The organism is Gordonia hankookensis (genome assembly GCF_014673215.1).
GTDB classification, from domain to species: Bacteria; Actinomycetota; Actinomycetes; order Mycobacteriales; family Mycobacteriaceae; genus Gordonia; species Gordonia hankookensis.
In genome coordinates this window covers 1,153,310-1,171,692 of sequence record NZ_JACWMS010000002.1, presented here as the reverse complement: position 1 = coordinate 1,171,692, position 18,383 = coordinate 1,153,310, and the positions used below count along the sequence as shown (strand labels likewise).

Here is an 18,383-nt window from a genome sequence, read left to right as displayed (position 1 = left end):
GATGTGTGGGTGGCCGGCGGCGACGATTCAGAGGAACCGACCCCCGAGTTCTACTCGGAGGGGGCACCGGATGCCGCGCGAGACATTTCGTCGGCCGGTCGGGTCCGGCCCGGCACCCTGCTCCTCGCATCGACGGATCTCCTCGAACCGACGTTTGCCCGAACGGTCATCTACGTCATGGAACACAACGACGCCGGGAGTCTCGGCGTCGTCCTGAACCGGATGAGCCAGACCGCCGTGCACAATCTGTTGCCGCAGTGGTCGGATCTCTCGGCATCGCCCCGGGCGCTGTTCATCGGTGGCCCCGTCAAGCAGGATGCCGCCCTCTGCCTCGGCGTGGTGAGACTCGGCGCGGACGTCAGCGGGTACGAGGCCATCCGACCGTTGGACGGCCGCGTGGCACTCGTCGATCTCGATGGTGATCCGGAGGCGCTGTCCGAGGTGCTCGTCGGTGTCCGGGTGTTCGCGGGCTACTCGGGCTGGGGCATCGGCCAGCTCGACGGCGAGCTCGAACAGAACAGCTGGATGCTGGCCTCGGCACTGGCCACCGATCTGCTCGTGCCGCCGACCGCCGATCTGTGGGGCGACGTACTCCGCAGGCAACCGTGGCCGAGGCCGCTGCTCGCCTCGCATCCGATCGACGTCTCACGTAACTGAGCTGATCCCCATATCCGCGATAGTGGGTGACGTGCGACACGGTCTCTGCTAGGTTTTGGACGCTTGGTCCAGTCAGACGGGGGTCGATGGCGTGCGGGTGGGGATGATCAGCGGGATCTTCGGGATCCTCGTGGCGATGTTGGTGGTTCCGGCGACGGCGGGCGCGGCGCCCTCGACGCCGAGCGGGGGTGCGTCCGCGGCGGGGTGGGCAGCGTCCCACGACGGCAAGCAGCCCTATCCGGGGGTCGCGGTCACCTGGGATGTCCCGATCCGGATGAGTGACGGAACGATACTGCGCGCCAACATCTATCGGCCCGCCGACGGCGCCGGTCGGGCGACGACCAAACGCGATCCGGTGATCGTGAACATGACGCCGTACACCAAGCTGATCACTGCTGTGGGCGCCGCGGTCACCCAACATCCGGTTCTCGAACCGCTCCTGAGGCAGCTCGTGACGGCTGTCAACCAGGTCGCCACGCCGATCCGCGACTTCGCCGACATCTCGCAACTCACCAACACCCTCCGCGACGGCGGCGCGAAGACCTTCATGGTCGACCTCGACCTGGTGCGCAGTGGGTACACCCAGGTGGTCGTGGACGTGCGCGGCACGGGCTTCTCGCAGGGGAAATGGGATGTCTTCCAGAGCCGCGAACAGGCCGACACCACCGAGGTGATCGACTGGGCGGCCCGGCAACGCTGGTCGAACGGCAAGGTCGGCATGTCCGGGGTCTCGTATTCGGCGATCAACCAGATCCAGGCCGCCAACAAGAATCCGAAGGCGCTCAAGGCGATCTTCCCGGTCGAACCGGGTGGCGACCTCATCCGCGACATCGTCGCGCCCGGCGGTGCACTCGGCGCAGGCTTCCTGCCGCTGTGGCTGACGCTGGTCAACACCACCAAGATGGTGCCGAACGTCGCGTCGATGCTCAACGGCACCTTTGACTGGAAATGGTTGGCCGACCGGATCTCCGACCCACTCACGTTCTATCCGCAGCTGTTGGCGGCGCTGGTGACCCCCGATGTCAAGTCGGTGCCGCCGCAACTCGACGAGTTGCTGACCGACAACTCCGAGCCCCGAAAGGCGTGGCAGGACAACGCGGAACGGATCACCACCCCCACCTTCATCTACGGCGGCTGGTTCGACCTGTTCACCAACAGTGAAGTGCGGATGTACAACAAGATCCCGCTGCCGCCAGGGCACAAGCAGCTCATGATGGGCGACGGCTACCACCTCACGATCGGCGGCGGCCAGCAGGGCAGGCGTGGGACGCCTCCGCGTCTGGACGTGCTGCAGAAGGCGTGGTTCGACAAGTGGCTCAAGGGAATCGACAACAACGTCGACTCCTACGGGCCGGTCAACCTCAAGCAGGTCGGCTATCAGTGGATCTCGGCACAGCAGTTCCCGCGGGCAGGGATGTCGCGACAGCGCCTCTACCTCGGTGACCGGCGCAGCGGAACCGCGCCCTATGCGGTGCGGGACGGGAGCCTGACCACCGCCACCCCGGCGACGCGTGGGCGGATGACCGTCTCGCCCGGGCTCCTCACGCTCTGCTCGCGGGATTCCGCACAGCAGACGGCCGGTGCACTCGCCCTGTTCCCGTTCTGCGCCGAGGATGCACGCATCCCCGAACGCAATGCGCTCACGTTCACCACCGCGCCGATGCGGACGACGCGCAGCGTGTCCGGCTACACCAACCTGCACCTCAACACGGTCATGGATGCGACCGATGGTTACTGGACGGCGACGCTCAACGATGTTGCGCCGGACGGGTCATCGAAGGTGATCAGTTCCGGACAGGTGATGGCGTCGCTGCGCGGATACGATCGGTCACGATCGCAGTTCGCGCCGAATGGCGATGTGATCGATCCGTTCTACAATCTGACCCTGGCCTCGCGGCAGCCGGTGACACCGGGGACGCCGGTTGGCGTCGACATCGGGCTGTTGCCGACCGAAGCGCTGATCAAGCCGGGCCACCGGTTGCGCGTCGACGTGTTCGCGATGAACGTGCCGCGCGGACTTCCCTTGCGCCCCTTGCTGAACGAGTCGCAACTGAAGCCGCAGCACATCCAGCTCGACCCGCAGCGACCCAGCTTCGTGAACCTCCCGCTGTCGACGCCGATCTCATAGCGCGGGAGCCGCGCCGGGTCACTCCGCCTCGTGGTTGTCCGGATAGGCGGTCACCGCGAGGAAGCGGATGGGCAGTCGCACCAGATCGTGCGGGCCGTGGATGCCTTCCCCGTCGAGCAGCAGGCAGTCGCCGGGGCGAAGCGTGTACTCGGCGTTCCCGTGCCCGTAGACCATCACGCCTTCGAGCATGTAGAGCAGTTCGGTGCCCGGATGTTGAAAGCGGGGAAACACCTCGCTGTCGTCGGCCAGCGTGACCAGCACGGGCTCGAGACGCTTGTGTTGACCACGTAGCGCCCCGAGGAGTTCGTAGTGATGGCCGACCCGAGTGCCGCGCCCGACGATCACGGCACCCTTGCCCGACTCGGTGTAGACGGCTTCCCGCTCCACATCGGCGCCACGGAAGAGCGAGGTCACCGGCACGTCGAGGCCGGCTGCGAGCCGGGCCAGGGTGGACAGACTGCAGGAGGTCTGAGCGTTCTCGATCTTCGACAGCATCGCCTTGGAGATGCCGACCTTGGTGGCCATCTCGGCCACCGAGAGGCCGGCGTTGCGTCGGAGAAGTCGTACCTGATGGGCGATCGCCGCTTCCAGATCGCCGCCGGTCGGCGGGTCCCCGACGACCTCACGCTGGACGGGCGCGGGGTCGCCGGTGTCGCGGACGATGTTGGACGCGTCGGCTCTCATGGGCGCAGTCTAGCGAACTTTGTTTCCTGACAGTGGACAAGCGCTCAAGGTGCGGTGACGGCTTCGGAATCTCGGCTGTACCGCGTCGCCAGCCAGGAACACATGATCAGCTGGATCTGATGGAAGATCATCAACGGAAGCACGATCAGGCCGACCGTCGGGCCGGCGAACAGCACCGTCGCCATCGGCAAGCCGGTGGCGAGACTCTTCTTGGTACCGCAGAACTGGATGGCGATGACGTCGGCCCGGTCGAATCCGAGGCGCCGCGGAACCCATCGGGTGACCACCAGCATCACCGCGACCAACACCATTGCGATCGCGGCCACCGCGACGACCTGCGAGGCGTCGACCATCGACCAGATGCCCTCGCGGACGCCCTCGCTGAATGCGGAGTAGACGACCAGCACGATCGAACCTCGGTCGACGAGCTTGGTGGCCCGGGCGTGCCGGGAGAAGAAGGCGCCGACCCACGGGCGCGCGAGCTGCCCGACGATGAACGGCAGGAGGATCTGGCCGAGGATCTTGAGCACCGACGTCGCGTCGATCTGTACGCCGTTCTGGGTGGTCATCAGCGCGACGACCAGCAGCGGCGTCAACGCGACACCGAGGATGTTGGACGCCGATGCGCTCACGATCGCGCCGGGTACGTTCCCGCGTGCGATCGACGTGAACGCTATCGACGACTGCACGGTGGAGGGCACGAGACACAGGAACAGGAGGCCGGCGGCGAGACCTCCACCGACGATCGGCTCGACCAGCGGACGGAGGACCAGGCCGACGATCGGGAACACCACAAAGGTGAACGTCAGGATGGTCAGATGCAGACGCCAGTGTCTGAGGCCCTCGAGCGCTTCGCGCGGATGAAGCCGCGTGCCGTAGAGGAAGAACAGCAGGGCGATCGCGGCCACGACGACCCAGTCGAGGACGTCGGCGGCGTCGCCGCGTGCGGGTAGGAACGCGGCCAGCACGACCGTACCGAGGATGGCCAGGACGAAGCCGTCGACGGGCGAGCGGCTCAGCAGCCCACGGGCGACCGCCAGAGGAGATGGCACCGACTCTCAGGCCTGGGCGGACTCGTTGGAGCAGACGGCGCGCAGGCTGCATGCCCCGCAGCTCGAGGTACCGCACTCGGCCGCATGAGCCTCGTCGGCAGTGTCGGCGGGGGCGCCGGCAGGGTCGGCCGCCGGCTCGTCATGGTCGTGCGTGGAACAGCACGAACACCCCTCGTCGTCGGCAGGTACCGCGGCAGCGGCGCGGACCCCGTAGGCACTGACCAGGCCGACCACGAACAGCGCGGCGACCACTCCGACGACGGCGAAGGCGATCGACCAGTATCCGCCGATGCCGAGTGTGACGATCCCGCTGAGCACGAGGATGCCGGCGGCGGCGAACAAGCCGGGCGCGGCCACCCGGTTGGCCACCTGGAATGCCTCGTCGGACCGCATGGACTCGTCGGCGCGGACACCCAGCCAGCGGTTGCGAGGGAGACGGCCGACGATACCCAGCCCGCCGACCACGAGCCACAACGCGGCGAGCGCGAAGACGACCACAGCAGCGACGACAGACAGGACGATCACATCGACCACCATACGACCGACCGTCGTAGCAGACCGAATCGACCGCGCTCGCGCACCCGTGGTCGTGTCGGCGACAGTCGAGACCACTCCCCGTCGACAACATGGCCGAACCGAGGATTTACGCTGGTCGGGTGACTTCAGCTGATTCTGCCCGCACCGCGTCGACCGCCCCGGACGCCGGTCTGCCCGGTCATCGGTACACGGCGGAGCTCGCCGGGGAGATCGAGGCGCGGTGGCAACGTCACTGGGCCGACCAGCACGCGTATGAGGCTCCCAATCCGGTGGGCCCGCTCGCCGGGGATCTGGCCGCGTTCGGTGGAACCGGAGCAGACGCCGAGGCGAAGGTCTTCATCCAGGACATGTTCCCGTACCCGTCGGGTTCGGGGCTGCACGTCGGCCACCCCTTGGGCTTCATCGCCAGCGACGTGTTCGCGCGGTATCAGCGGATGACCGGCAAGAACGTGTTGCACACGATGGGCTTCGACGCCTTCGGGCTGCCGGCCGAGCAGTACGCGGTCCAGACCGGCACGCACCCGCGGACCACTACCGAGGCCAACATCGAGCGCTACCTGGGCCAGATCCGCCGATTGGGTCTGGGACATGACGAGCGCCGCCGTGTCGCGACGACCGACGTCGAGTTCTATCGGTGGACGCAGTGGATCTTCCTGCAGATCTACAACGCCTGGTACGACACCGACCAGCGCAAGGCGCGTCGGATCGCCGAACTGATCGACGAGTTCGATTCGGGCGAGCGTGAAGTGGGGGACGGCCGGCAGTGGTCGTCGCTGACACCGGCGGAGCGCAACGGTGTGATCGACTCGTACCGCCTTGTCTACGAGAGTGATTCGCTGGTCAACTGGTGTCCGGGGCTGGGCACGGTGCTCGCCAACGAGGAGGTCACCGCCGACGGCCGCAGCGATCGCGGCAACTTCCCGGTGTTCCGCAAGCACCTGAGGCAGTGGATGATGCGCATCACCGCCTACTCGGACCGCCTGCTCGACGACCTGGACCTGCTCGACTGGCCGGACAAGGTCAAGACCATGCAGCGCAACTGGATCGGCAGATCGCGGGGCGCGCAGGTGACGTTTGCGGCCGGCGACCACGCCGTCGAGGTGTTCACGACCCGACCCGACACGCTCTTCGGCGCCACCTACATGGTGCTCGCACCCGAGCACGAGCTGGTCGACATCCTGACTGCCGACGCCTGGCCGGCCGGCACCGACGATCGCTGGACCGGCGGCGCGCAGAGCCCGACCGAAGCGGTGCAGAGTTATCGCACCGCGATCGCGGCGAAGTCGGATCTCGAGCGTCAGGAGAACAAGGAGAAGACCGGCGTCTTCACCGGCGCTTTCGCGACGAATCCGGTGAACGGCGAACAGATCCCGGTGTTCATCGCCGACTATGTGCTGATGGGCTACGGCACCGGAGCCATCATGGCGGTGCCGGCACACGACACCCGCGACCACGAGTTCGCGACGCTGTTCGGTCTGCCGATCCGTGAGGTCATCGGCTCCGAACAGGGGATCGAGACCGACGCCTTCATCGGGGACGGCCCCACGGTCAACTCCGGCTTCCTCGACGGCCTGCAGGTCGACGATGCCAAGGTCGCCATCGTCGAGTGGTTGGAGGAGCAGGGGGCCGGTCGGGGCACCATCCAGTACAAGCTCCGCGACTGGCTGTTCGCCCGGCAGCGGTACTGGGGTGAGCCATTCCCGATCGTCTACGACGAGGACGGCAACGCGCATGCACTGCCGGAATCGATGCTGCCCGTGGAGCTCCCGGAGGTCGACGACTACGCGCCGGTGTCCTTCGACCCCGACGACGAGCACAGTGAACCGTCTCCACCGCTGGCCAAGGCCACCGACTGGATGACCGTCGAACTCGATCTGGGCGACGGCGTCAAGACCTACACCCGCGACGCCAACGTGATGCCGCAGTGGGCGGGCAGTTCCTGGTATCAGCTGCGCTATATCGATCCCACCAACGAGGACACGTTCTGCGCCAAGGAGAACGAGGCCTATTGGATGGGACCGCGTCCGGCCGGACACGGCCCCGACGATCCGGGCGGGCTCGATCTGTACATCGGCGGTGTGGAGCATGCGGTGCTGCACCTGCTGTACTCACGGTTCTGGCACAAGGTGCTCTTCGACCTCGGCTACGTGACGAGCCGCGAGCCATACCGAAAGCTGTTCAACCAGGGCATGATCCAGGCGTACGCCTACACCGATGCGCGAGGCATCTATGTGCCGGCCGACGACGTCGTCGAACGTGACGGTGGGTACTTCCACAACGGCGAACCGGTCACCCAGGAATACGGCAAGATGGGCAAGTCCCTCAAGAACTCCGTTGCGCCCGACGACATCTGCCGTGATTACGGAGCGGACACGCTCCGGGTCTACGAGATGTTCATGGGGCCACTGGACCAATCGCGGCCGTGGGCCACCAAGGATGTGGTCGGGTCGCAGCGGTTCCTGCAGCGGATCTGGCGGCTGGTGGTCGACGAGGAAGCCGGCTCGGTACGGTGCACCGACACGGAACTCGACGACGACACCAAACGACTGCTACACAAGACGATCGCCGGTGTGCGCGAGGATTACGCCGAGCTGCGCAACAACACCGCGGTCGCGAAACTGACCGTGCTGACCAATCACCTGACCAAGAACTTCGAGAAGTCGGGTGCCCCCCGCGCGGCCGTGGAACCGTTGGTCGTCATGCTGGCTCCGCTGGCGCCGCACGTCGCCGAGGAGCTCTGGCATCGGCTCGGTCATCAGACGCTGCTCGCGCGTGGCCCCTTCCCTGAGGCCGACGACACGTGGCTTGTCGAGGACACGATCGAGATCCCCATCCAGGTCAAGGGCAAGGTCCGTAGCCGTATCACCGTGGCCGCCGACGCCGACGAGGAGACCGTGCGGGCCGCCGCGCTGGCCGACGAGAAGATCGCGCCGCTCCTCGACGGCGAGCCCCGCAAGGTCATCGTCGTGCCGGGCCGCATGGTCAACGTCGTCCCCTAGGCTGCCGCTGGGGCCGCGATCGACTGCGGCCGGTTATTTGGGCGGGAGTTTGCGGGCGTAGTCGGCGCCGATGGCCACCCACCGCCGCAGTTGGCGTTCGGTGCGGATGCCGTCGTCGGAGATGCGCAGCCAGCCGCGGGTCTCGCGACCGGACATGACCATGGGCTCGGTGTGGTCGAACTCCAGCAGCACCTCGGTCTCCTCGGGTGGAACCCGCACCATGAGACCGCCGTGGCCGCTCGCCGCGATGGCCATGTTGCCGTTGATCAGAAACGCGAGTCCACCGAACATCGACTTCTCGTCCAGTCCGCATTCGGCGGCCAGCATCCCACGAATCCGGTGGGCGAGGTCGTCGTCGTAGGCCACGGAGTCGAGAGTAAGCCCGACGGGAGGGTTGGAAAAGAACTTACCGATGAGTAAGATGTCGGCATGGCGATCAACCTGGAGCTCCCGTCGACATTTGACCCGACGGTCGAGCGCACCCATCTCGCGGCCGAGCACATCTTCCGGCCCATCTCGCGCAAGTACGACAAGGGTGAGCACGACTACCCGACCGAGCTCGATGAGCTGGGCAAACTCGCCAAGCAGGCCCGGTCGAAGGAGAAGGAATCCGACGGTGACACCGTCGGCGCCGAGGCTCCGTCGCGCAACGGCCCGAACATGCGGGCCCTCATCTCCGCTCGCGAGATGAGTTGGGGAGATGTCGGGCTGCTGCTCTCCATTCCCGGCCAGGGGCTGGGCAATGCGGCGATCGCCGCCGTGGCCACAGACGAGCAACTCGAGAAGTTCTCCGGGGTGTGGGCGGCGATGGCCATCACCGAGCCGAGCTTCGGTTCCGACTCGGCCGCCGTGTCGACGACGGCGACGCGCGACGGCGGCGACTACGTCATCAACGGTGAGAAGATCTTCGTCACCGCGGGCTCCCGGGCCGATCACGTCGTGGTCTGGGCGACCGTCGACCGCAGCGCGGGGCGGGCCGCGATCAAGAGTTTCGTCGTGCCGATGGACACCGAGGGGGTGACCGTCGCCCGCCTCGAACACAAGCTCGGCATCCGGTCGTCGGACACCGCGGTGCTGCGCTTCGAGAATGCCCGCGTCCCCGCCGACAACCTGCTCGGCTCGCCCGAGGTGGACACCAAGAAGGCGTTCGCCGGCGTCATGCAGACCTTCGACAACACGCGTCCCGTGGTGGCCGCGATGGCCATCGGCCTCGGCCGAGCCGCGCTCGAGGAGCTGCGGCGCATGCTCGAGGAGGCCGGGCACACGATCGACTACGACAAGCCGGCCGCTGCCCAGCATGCGTCGGTGTGTGAGTTCATCCGTCTCGAATCCGATTGGGAGGCATCGTGGTTGCACACGGTGCGGGCGGCCTGGATGGCCGACAACAAGGAGCCGAACTCCAGCGAGGCGTCGATGTCGAAGGCCAAGGCGGGCCGCACCGTCACCGACATCACCAACAAGGCGGTCGAGGTCGGGTCGACGGCGGGTTTCTCGGAGACGATGCTGTTGGAGAAGTGGGCCCGCGACGCGAAGATCCTCGACATCTTCGAGGGCACTCAGCAGATTCAGCAGCTGATCATCGCGCGACGCGTACTCGGGAAGTCCAGCGCCGACCTGAGGTGATGACCTGCGGGCCCGTGCCCCCGCGCGGCCGGGCCGCGTCGACGGCGGAACCCGTACGCCGCAGCTCAGACGTCGGCAACGGCGAGTTCGAAATTGGGAGCGATCAGGCCGCCATCCGATTCGATCACCTTGCCCGTCAGGAAGCTTCCGGCGTCGGATGCCAGAAAGAGTGCGGCAGCGGCGATGTCGGACGGTTCTCCGAGCCGGCGTAGCGGTGTGCGGTTCTCGATCTCCGCTCGTAGCGTGTCATCGGCGGCGACCGTCTCCAGCGACGACGTCAGGATCGACCCCGGGGCAATCGCATTCACCCGGATATGTGGGTTGAGATCGAGCGCGGTCAGCTTCGTGTAGTGGATCAGCGCGGCTTTCACCGTGCCGTATGCGACGAACGCGCGACCCGGCAGCCGCCCGACGGCGGAGGCGATGTTGATGATCGAGCCACCGCCGGGACTTCGGCGTAGATGCGGCACCGCCGCCAGCACCAGCGAATGTGCTGTGGCGACGTTGAAATCGAATGCGCGGGCGAGATCGTCGACGCTGGTGTCGATCAGGGGCTTGGGATAGCTGCCACCCACGTTGTTCACGACGATGTCGAGGCGGCCGAACTCGTCGACGGCCGCCGACGCGAGGACGCCCGGATGGGTGGTCGACAGGTCGGCAGGCATCACCAGGGCACGCCGACCAGCAGCCGCGACCGCATCGGCGACGCCGACCAGGTCGGCCTCCGTGCGAGCAGAGATCACCACATCGGCGCCGGCCTGGGCGAATCCGACGGCAGTGGCGGCACCGAGTCCGCGGCCGGCGCCGGTGACGACAGCGACCTTTCCGTCGAGGCGGAATCGATCGAGGATCACGAGAACTCCTTGCTGAGTGGGGAAGTGGGCGAGAGGTGACGTCGATCAGGTCCCGCAGGTGTTCGCCTGCGGTCTGCCGGCCAGCACCGAGCTCACGAATGCCTGTGTGTCAGACAGCGATGCAGGTACCGTCGCGCGGTGATCCTGCCCGGGGTAGACGTGGTAGTCGATGGGTCGTCCTCTCCCGCATAGCGTGGCGACGAGCTGATCGGTGCCGGTCTCGGAAACCAGCGTGTCGGCGGTGCCCTGAGCGATCATGACCGGCACCCGGGGGATGGTGCGCGCCGGGTCCTGGCTGTCGAGGTACCGGGTCAGCGCGGCGGTGTCGGCGTCGGCCCGGAGGACCTGTGTGGGAGGTATCGGAGGAACGGCGCGGATCTGGTCAAGGCAGCCGGTTCGCGCCGCCTGCACGAGCGGCCCGGCCTGATCGGAGAAGATGGCGTCCGGCCTGATCGACGGCTCGGCGGCGTTGGCGCCCAGCACGATGAGCGGCAGGAAGGCCTCGGCGGCCTCGGCGCCGGGCATCCCGCTTCTGACGAAGTCGACGGTTCTGCTCAGTCCGACGCCGCCGGGGGCGATGGCGACGACCCCCTTCAGCGAGAGTTGTGGCGCTCGCGCACCGGACATCTGTGCCGCGAACAGGGCGGCGTGGCCTCCCTGGCTGTGCCCGGCCGCGATCCAGTTCCGGCCGATGCGCGGGTTGAGCGCACGTGCGGCGCGGACGATGTCGGTCACGGCGTTCGCCTCGCTCGTCCCGTTGATGTAGGGGTGCCCGCCGGGGGTCCCGAGGCCCTCGTAATCGGTTTGTACGACGGCGTATCCGCGTCGAATCCAGGTGTCGAGGACGGAGGTGATCGGGCCGAGATAGCCATGCTCGGGCCCGGTGCTCGTGTCTCTCGACGGCGCACACGGATCGGCGTAGCCGGTCGTCCCGTGTGCCCAGCTGATCACCGGCCATCCGCCGCGCGGCGGAGCCGACCGGGGAACCGCGACGGTGCCGGACACCACGATCGGCTTGCCGTGGGCATCGTCGGAGGCGTAGAGAATACGCGTTGTGCGTGCGGCGTCGGGCAGGGCGGCGGCGGTGGTCAACGGCCGTGCACCGAGCAGGGCGCCGGCCCTCAGGGAGCCGGGTGAGGGCTGCGCCGTTGCGGCGCCGACCGGAGCGAGAGCGGCCACCGACGCCACGACGGCGGCGAGCGTGGCGAAGGTGCGCCGAGAACGGACTGATGAGCGAGCGGTCATGGAATCCTCACAGTTGCAGAGGCGGAGTGGTAGGAACGGCCGCGGACGTCCCGCGCCCACAGCACATCGGAGCCGACGGTGGTCCCGTCGGCGATCAGCGCCCGTTTGAGGATCTTGTTCGTCGCGGTCGTGGGGAGTTCGGCGGCGACGCGCACGTACCGGGGCCACGCCTTCGGCGAGAGATCGTCTTGTGCGGAGAGGAAGCGGGTGAACTCGTCGGGAGTCAGCACACTCCCGCCCTGCAGCACGACTGCCGCCATGATCTGATCCCCGACGGTCGGGTCGGCGACGGCATACACGGCGACCCGATTGATCTGCGGGCAGCGCGAGAGGATCCGTTCGATCGGTGCGGCCGTGAGGTTCTCACCGTCCACACGCATCCAGTCCGCGGTACGCCCCGCGAGATAGATCCAACCGTCGACGTCGCGGTAGGCCAGATCACCGGACCAGTAGATGCCGCCGCGCATACGTTCCGCGTTCGCCTTCTCGTTGTTGTAGTAGCCCGAGAAGAAGCCCGCACCCGATGTGTTCACCAGTTCGCCGATCGCATCGTCCGGGTTGGAGAGCCGGCCTGCGCCGTCGAAGATCGCGGGGGCGCACTCGGTGATCGGGTCGCTCCGATAGATCGCGACGCCCGGAAGTCCGCGACCGATCGATCCGGGTGGGGTGCCGTCCTCCCTCGTGATGATGACGGCGTTCTCGGTGCTGCCGAAACCGTCGACCACGTGGGCATCGAAACGCAGCGAGAACTCGGCGATGTCGCGATCCGATGCTTCGTTGCCGAACGCCACGCGCAAGGGGTTGTCGGCATCGTCGGGTCGAGCAGGGGTGGCCAGCACGTACGCGAGGGGCTTTCCCACATAGTTCATGTACGTCGCCCGATAGGTCCGGATGTCGTGGAGGAAGCGGGATGCCGAGAATCGGGCGGGTGCCATGGAGCCACCGGCCGCGACGGCCGGTGCGAAGCCCGCCATGATCCCGTTCGAATGGAACAGCGGCATCGCGAGGTAGAACACGTCCGATTCGCCGAGCGAGAACCTGCCGACGAGATTGTCACCGGCGAACACCGCCATGTGGTGGGTGAGCAGAACCGCCTTGGGGTCGCCGCTCGTGCCGGAGGTGAAGATGATCATGAACGGATCGCCACCCTCGACCCGCCGGCTCGGGGTCGATGCCGGAGCCGCCGCGCATTCTTCCGCCCAGTGCGGGTCGTCGACGTTGATCATCTCGACACCGGTCAGATCGAGACCGTCGAGAAGTCGCGCGTGGTCGTCGTCCACGAGGAGGATCTGTACGTCTGCGGTCCGGAGGTCGGTGATGAGGCCTGCGCCCCGGCGTGTGTTGTTGATGCCGCACAGGACGTAGCCGCCGAGTGCTGCGGCGCCGAGGGCGACGAGCATCTCCGGGGAGTTGCCGAGCAGGGCGCCGACGTGCGCGGGCCTGGCGGTGTCGACGTGTTCGAGCACGGCGGCTGCGTGTTGGCTTGAGCGACTGACATATTCGGCCCAGGTCAAGGACACGACCTGCCCGTCATCGGTGGCATGGATGACTGCAGGCGTGTGCTGGGCCGCTCGTCGGGTGATGAGTTCGTGCATGGTCTCGGCCATGTGGTCTCCGGGGTCAGGGGTGGGTGATGTCCGGTTTCAGGCGGGGTCGGCGAGGACGCACCGCGCGCCGGTGAAGATGGTCGGCATGCACTTGTTGCAGTGGATACACAGCGACTGTGAATCGGATTCCGCCCGAATCCGATTCACCAGTTCCGGCTCACGTAGCAATGCCCGGGCCATCGCGACGAAGTCGAATCCCTCCGACAGCGCCCGGTCCATCCCGGATCTGTCGGTGACACCGCCCAGGAGCACGAGTGGCATCCGTACGGCGGCCCGGATCTGCCTGGCCTGCTCGAGCATGAACAGCGGTTGGTACGGGTATTCCTTGATGAAGAACTTTCCCACGGTGCGAACACCGGCCCGGATCGGTTGAGGCATGGCAGCCGCGAAGTCGCGGATCGGGGCGTCGCCCTTGAAGAGATACATCGGATTCAGCAGGGAACTACCCATGGTGAGGGTCAGAGCGTCGAGACTGCCGTCGGATTCCAGCCATCGGGCCACCTGGATCGCCTCGTCGACCCAGAAACCGCCCGCGACACCGTCATCCATGTTCAGCTTGGCGGTGATGGCGATGCGGTCGCCGACCGCGTCACGCACCGCGCGCGCGGCCTCACGTGCGAGCCGGGCTCTGTTCACGAGGGTGCCGCCGTAGGAATCGGTGCGCTTGTTGAGTCGTGGGCTCAAGAACGAGCTGGCGAGGTAGTTGTGCCCGAAGTGGAGTTCGACCGCGTCGAATCCACTGTCGACGGCGTACTCGGCTGCGGTTGCGTGGGCGCCGACGATGCGGATGATGTCGTCTTCGGTGGCCGCGTGGATGCGGCGCAGGCTCATGGGGCTGAGCATTGCGGATGGTGCGAGGGCCGCGCTCCTTGTGGAGCGGGGATTCGCGACGGGCCCCGCGTGGCCGATCTGCGCTGACGCCGCGGCGCCCTCGGCGTGGATCGTGTCGGTGAGCGAGCGCAATCCGTCGACGGCCTCGGGACGCATCCAGATCTGGCCGCGCTGGGTGCGCCCTTCGGGCGCGACGGCGCAGTACGCGACGGTGGTCATGCCGACCCCGCCTGCAGCAGGTCGGCGGTGGAACTCGATCAGATCGTCGGTGACCAGCGAGCGAGGAGTCCGGCCCTCGAAGGTGGCGGACCGGATGATTCTGTTGCGCAGGGTGATCGGACCGAGCCGGGCGGGCTCGAACACGTCGGGCGGGCTGTTGGCGAGCACGGGCGACTCCTCGGGGCGAGATGTGGTCAGGTGTGGGGTGATTCGGCCGTGCTCAGGCGCTGACCCGTGCCGCGGCGCCGGCATCGACGGCGAGAACGGTGCCGGTGATGTGCGCGTTCTGTTCGGCTGCGAAGAACAGCACCGCCCGAGTGACCTCCTCGGGTTCGAGGAACGCGACCGGTTGGCCATGGAGGGTCCGGAAGATCGGCTCGACGTCGTCGAACCCCGGGTGGTCCAGATCCGGGCGCATCCGGGCGTAGAGCGAGTCGTTGTGCACCATCGGCGTCGACACATTGCCGGGTGCCACGGCGTTGACCGTGATGCCGTGGGGGGCGAGATCGAGTGCCGCACTCTTGGTCAGGCCGATCACGCCCCATTTGGACGCGCTGTACGCGGCCAGCCCGGGAGCCGCGGATCGGCCCATCATCGAACTGATCGTGACGATGCGTCCGAAGCCGGCCGACATCATCTCGGGCGCGACCGCGGCGATCGTGGTGAACACCCCGGTCAGATTGCTCGACAGCACCTCGTGCCACACCTCACCGGTCATCTCGTGCACCGGGGCCGCCACGGAGACACCCGCGTTCGCGATCGCGATGTCGATCCGACCCATCTCGGCCACGGTGGTGGCGACCACACCGTCCATTGCGCGGCGGTCGGCCGCGTCCGCCTCGACGGCGATGCACCTGCGGCCGAGTTGCTCGACGAGGTGGACGGTCTCCTGGAGATCAGCCTTCGTGGCGAGTGGGTACGGCACCGACTCGCTGTCGGCGCAACGATCGACCACGACGATGTCGGCACCCTGCTCCGCGAGAGCCACGGCATGCGCGCGGCCCTGTCCCCGTGCGCCGCCGGTGATGAGTGCGGTTCTTCCTGCGAAGGCGTTCAACGTGACACCACTTCTCCTCGAGATGGCCCGGCAGTCCGAGGGCCATCGGCAGTCGGTCGAATAATCGACCAGTTCGGTCGAATATGATGGGCGTCACGCTACAAGCGGCATCCGGAAGGGTCAAGGGGTGCGCTGAGGAAGGTGCGTGGAAAGGCGGTGCGGTGTGAGGCGTTTCTACGCCTGGGATTTCCGCCCACCGAGCGAGTCGGTGAGGGTATCCGCGGTCTGCTTGAGAACCGTTCCGTGGTGGGCGATCTCGCCCGCGGTGAGCGCGTCCTGCACATTGACGGTCAGGAGCAGTGACTGGTCGCCGTCTGCGTCGAAGGTCGGTGCCGCGATGACACCGACGCGATGAGACATGCCTGGATCGGCCTGCCGGAGTTCGTCGCGGGTGAGCACGCGCTGTCCGCCCATACCGGCCAGCAGATCCGTGATCAGCGAACGCAACTCGGGTGGGAGGTCATCTGCGGCGGCGCTGCCCAGGATCTGGTACACGCGTTCGAGCGTCGGAGTGAGTTTCTCGACCAGATAGCCGGTGCTGCGGCACTCGGCAGCCATGCGGCGCAGCTCATCGAGATCGAGCCCCGCCGACCACGTGTGTTCACCGCGCACCCATTGCTCGAGGACCTCGTCCGGTTGCCAGAGCACGTACATCAATGCCGTCGGCAGGGCGAAGGGGAAGGTCTGCCCAACGCTGACCGGCGGTCGGACGCCGGGTGGGGTGGCCACCTCCAGCACCATGAACTGGTCGCCGACGCGACCCGATGCAACACTCATGACGCCGAATTGCCGGGTGAGCGAATCGAGTTCGTCGCGAACGACCGGGTCGAGCGCGAAGTCTCGTCGGGCCGCCCGTCCCGCCGTGACAAGCGCCGGGCCGAGGCCGTACGTCTTGTCCTCAGGATGGCTGCGCAGGTATCCGCGGGCCGTGAGTTCGGTCAGTATCGCCAGGCAGGTCGGCTTGCTGATCTCACAGTTGCGCGCCAGCTCCGACAGGCCCCACCGTTGACCCCGGTGCTCCACCAAGTAGTCCAGGATGTCGAGGACGCGAGCCGTCGGCGGTGAGGCACTTCTGCTGTGCTTTGCCACCGAAACCTCTCCATCGCCCGGACGCCATCACCTTACCGATGCGGTCGAGATGGGGGCCGCCGGACGAGACCGACATCGATGTGGTCGGCATCCACCTCGTCGCCCGACCGCGTCCGGACGTCCACGATCACCGGCTCGCCGGATTCGGAATCGGTGAGGCGAAGCGGGGCGCCCTGCGGCTGCAGGTACTGATTGCCCCACTGCAGCAGGCCGAGCACCACCGGCAGCAGATCGCGGCCCATCTGGGTCAGGAGGTACTCGTTTCGCGCGCGTTGTCCGGGCTCCCGGTACGGAACCTTCTCGAAGATGCCTGCTTCGGTCAGTTCCCTCAGCCGGGTCGACGCGACCGCGTCGGTGATCCCGACGCGACGGGCGAACTGGTCGAACCGGGTGGCGCCGTAGAACGCCTCGCGCAGGATGAGCATCGCCGACCGCGTTCCGACCAGGTCGAGGGCTTTGGCGATGGAACAGTCGGTTGCCTCCCAGCTGTCGCGGTCGGCGAGGGGTCCGGTGAGCGTCATCATGTGAGACATCCTACATCTGGCTTGACATAACCATAGTCAGCGCGTAGACCTCTGACTATGTCCCACCCAAGTCAGGTGGGCCCGGAGATGGAGGAACCATGACAAACGCGGTCATCGTCGATGCGGTACGGACGCCCATCGGCAAGGGGAAACCGACCGGAGCGCTGCACGATGTGCATGCGGTGGATCTGCTGGCACACAGCCTGTCGGCCCTCGTCGAACGCACCGGTATCGATCCGGCGGTCGTCGACGACGTGGTGACCGGGGTGGTCACCCAGTCCGGCGAGCAGGGGTTCAACATCGCACGTCGCGCATTGCTGGCTGCCGGGTATCCCGAGTCGGTGCCTGGCGTGTCCGTCGATCGCCAGTGCGGTAGCGGCCAGCAGGCGATCGCGTTCGCGGCGCAGGGGGTCATCTCCGGCGCCTACGACGTCGTGGTCGCGGCCGGGGTGGAGTCGATGTCGCGGGTGCCGATGGGATCGGCGGTCGCCGGGACGAGTGACCTCAACGGCGTCGCATTCGACGAACGTTATCCCGAGGGTCTTGTCGGGCAGGGTATCTCGGCTGAGCTGATCGCCGCCCGCTGGAACATCTCGAGAACCGCCATCGACGAGTTCGCGCTCCGGTCCCATGATCTCGCGGCGGTGGCGACCAAGAACGGACTGTTCGAGAAGGAGATCGTGCCACTGGCCGGACTCGCCGTCGACGAGGGCATCCGGATGGGCAGCACGGTCGCCGATCTCGCAAGGCTCCGGCCGGCCTACTACGACGAGGTGATCGCGACGCGGTTCCCGGAGATCGGCTGGAAGATCACTGCCGCGAGCGCGAGTCAGATCAGCGACGGTTCGGCCGCGCTGCTGATCATGTCCGAGGAAAAGGCGCGCGAACTGGGTCTGCGGCCACGGGCTCGGGTGCACTCGTTCTCGGTCGCAGGTGACGATCCGCTGATGATGCTCACGGCGGTGATCCCTGCGACCCGCAAGGTCCTCGCCCGCAGTGGCCTCGATCTCGCCGACATCGGGGTGTTCGAGGTCAACGAGGCGTTCGCTCCCGTCGTGCTGGCCTGGGCGGCCGAACTCGGTGTCGATCCGGAGCGGGTGAACGTGCACGGCGGTGCCATCGCGCTTGGCCATCCGTTGGGTGCAAGCGGTGCCCGACTGGCGACGACGGCGATCAACGCGCTCGAGCAACGCGACGAACGCTATGCGCTGCAGACGATGTGTGAGGCGGGCGGTCTCGCGAACGCGACCATCTACGAGCGCCTCGATGCCTGACAG

General features: G+C 67.1%; 16 protein-coding genes. 5 read left to right on the top strand and 11 right to left on the bottom strand.

What is annotated here, in order from left to right:
- Positions 1-9 precede the first annotated feature (9 nt).
- Complete coding sequence (locus tag IDF66_RS12625; protein ID WP_164310066.1) at positions 10-657, top strand: YqgE/AlgH family protein; 648 nt, start codon at positions 10-12, stop codon at positions 655-657.
- Positions 658-760: 103 nt separating this feature from the next.
- Positions 761-2,785 carry a CocE/NonD family hydrolase gene (locus IDF66_RS12620; protein WP_190267477.1) on the top strand — a complete coding sequence of 675 codons (2,025 nt, stop codon included), beginning with the start codon at positions 761-763 and terminating at the stop codon, positions 2,783-2,785.
- Positions 2,786-2,803: 18 nt separating this feature from the next.
- On the opposite strand, the gene IDF66_RS12615 is transcribed toward IDF66_RS12620, so the two are convergent.
- Genes IDF66_RS12615 through IDF66_RS12605 form a run of 3 tightly spaced genes read right to left on the bottom strand, consistent with a single transcriptional unit; the run spans position 2,804 to position 5,058 of the window.
- Complete coding sequence (locus tag IDF66_RS12615; protein WP_164310065.1) at positions 2,804-3,469, bottom strand: helix-turn-helix domain-containing protein; 666 nt, start codon at positions 3,467-3,469, stop codon at positions 2,804-2,806.
- A gap of 44 nt (positions 3,470-3,513) precedes the next feature.
- The gene (locus tag IDF66_RS12610; protein WP_387998547.1) at positions 3,514-4,521 is read right to left on the bottom strand and encodes a bile acid:sodium symporter family protein; all 1,008 of its coding nucleotides are present in this window, start codon (positions 4,519-4,521) and stop codon (positions 3,514-3,516) included.
- A gap of 6 nt (positions 4,522-4,527) precedes the next feature.
- Positions 4,528-5,058, bottom strand: a complete 531-nt coding sequence (locus IDF66_RS12605; protein ID WP_190267084.1) for an SdpI family protein — start codon at positions 5,056-5,058, stop codon at positions 4,528-4,530.
- 89 nt (positions 5,059-5,147) lie between these two features.
- Between IDF66_RS12605 and leuS the strand changes: the two genes are divergently transcribed.
- A complete protein-coding gene (gene leuS, locus IDF66_RS12600) occupies positions 5,148-8,057 on the top strand; it encodes a leucine--tRNA ligase (RefSeq protein WP_190267083.1) in 2,910 nt (969 codons plus the stop codon).
- Positions 8,058-8,090: 33 nt separating this feature from the next.
- Here the strand turns inward: leuS and IDF66_RS12595 are convergent, their stop codons facing one another.
- Complete coding sequence (locus tag IDF66_RS12595; protein ID WP_164310062.1) at positions 8,091-8,423, bottom strand: TfoX/Sxy family protein; 333 nt, start codon at positions 8,421-8,423, stop codon at positions 8,091-8,093.
- Positions 8,424-8,486: 63 nt separating this feature from the next.
- On the opposite strand from IDF66_RS12595, the gene IDF66_RS12590 reads away from it, so the two are divergent.
- Entirely contained in the window at positions 8,487-9,680 is a 1,194-nt protein-coding gene (locus IDF66_RS12590) for an acyl-CoA dehydrogenase family protein (RefSeq protein ID WP_190267082.1), read from the top strand.
- 65 nt (positions 9,681-9,745) lie between these two features.
- Here IDF66_RS12590 and IDF66_RS12585 read toward each other — a convergent pair whose 3' ends face one another.
- The 7 genes from IDF66_RS12585 to IDF66_RS12555 form a co-directional block, all read right to left on the bottom strand.
- Positions 9,746-10,534 carry an SDR family oxidoreductase gene (locus IDF66_RS12585; protein ID WP_190267081.1) on the bottom strand — a complete coding sequence of 263 codons (789 nt, stop codon included), beginning with the start codon at positions 10,532-10,534 and terminating at the stop codon, positions 9,746-9,748.
- A gap of 45 nt (positions 10,535-10,579) precedes the next feature.
- A complete protein-coding gene (locus IDF66_RS12580) occupies positions 10,580-11,779 on the bottom strand; it encodes an alpha/beta hydrolase family protein (protein ID WP_190267080.1) in 1,200 nt (399 codons plus the stop codon).
- Complete coding sequence (gene fadD1, locus IDF66_RS12575; protein ID WP_190267079.1) at positions 11,776-13,386, bottom strand: fatty-acid--CoA ligase FadD1; 1,611 nt, start codon at positions 13,384-13,386, stop codon at positions 11,776-11,778. The genes IDF66_RS12580 and fadD1 overlap by 4 nt, the downstream gene beginning before the upstream one ends.
- A 36-nt stretch (positions 13,387-13,422) precedes the next feature.
- Positions 13,423-14,604: an NADH:flavin oxidoreductase gene (locus IDF66_RS12570; RefSeq protein ID WP_317628672.1), complete on the bottom strand. Its 1,182-nt coding sequence runs from the start codon at positions 14,602-14,604 to the stop codon at positions 13,423-13,425.
- A 52-nt stretch (positions 14,605-14,656) separates the two neighbouring features.
- Entirely contained in the window at positions 14,657-15,493 is an 837-nt protein-coding gene (locus IDF66_RS12565) for a mycofactocin-coupled SDR family oxidoreductase (protein WP_190267077.1), read from the bottom strand.
- A gap of 174 nt (positions 15,494-15,667) precedes the next feature.
- Positions 15,668-16,582 (bottom strand): IclR family transcriptional regulator, encoded by a 915-nt coding sequence (locus tag IDF66_RS12560; protein WP_190267076.1) that lies wholly within the window; start codon positions 16,580-16,582, stop codon positions 15,668-15,670.
- A gap of 32 nt (positions 16,583-16,614) precedes the next feature.
- On the bottom strand, positions 16,615-17,103 hold the full coding sequence (locus IDF66_RS12555; protein WP_387999213.1) for a winged helix-turn-helix transcriptional regulator: 489 nt from the start codon (positions 17,101-17,103) through the stop codon (positions 16,615-16,617).
- A 101-nt stretch (positions 17,104-17,204) separates the two neighbouring features.
- On the opposite strand from IDF66_RS12555, the gene IDF66_RS12550 reads away from it, so the two are divergent.
- Entirely contained in the window at positions 17,205-18,380 is a 1,176-nt protein-coding gene (locus tag IDF66_RS12550) for a thiolase family protein (RefSeq protein WP_190267074.1), read from the top strand.
- The last annotated feature ends 3 nt before the right edge of the window (positions 18,381-18,383 follow it).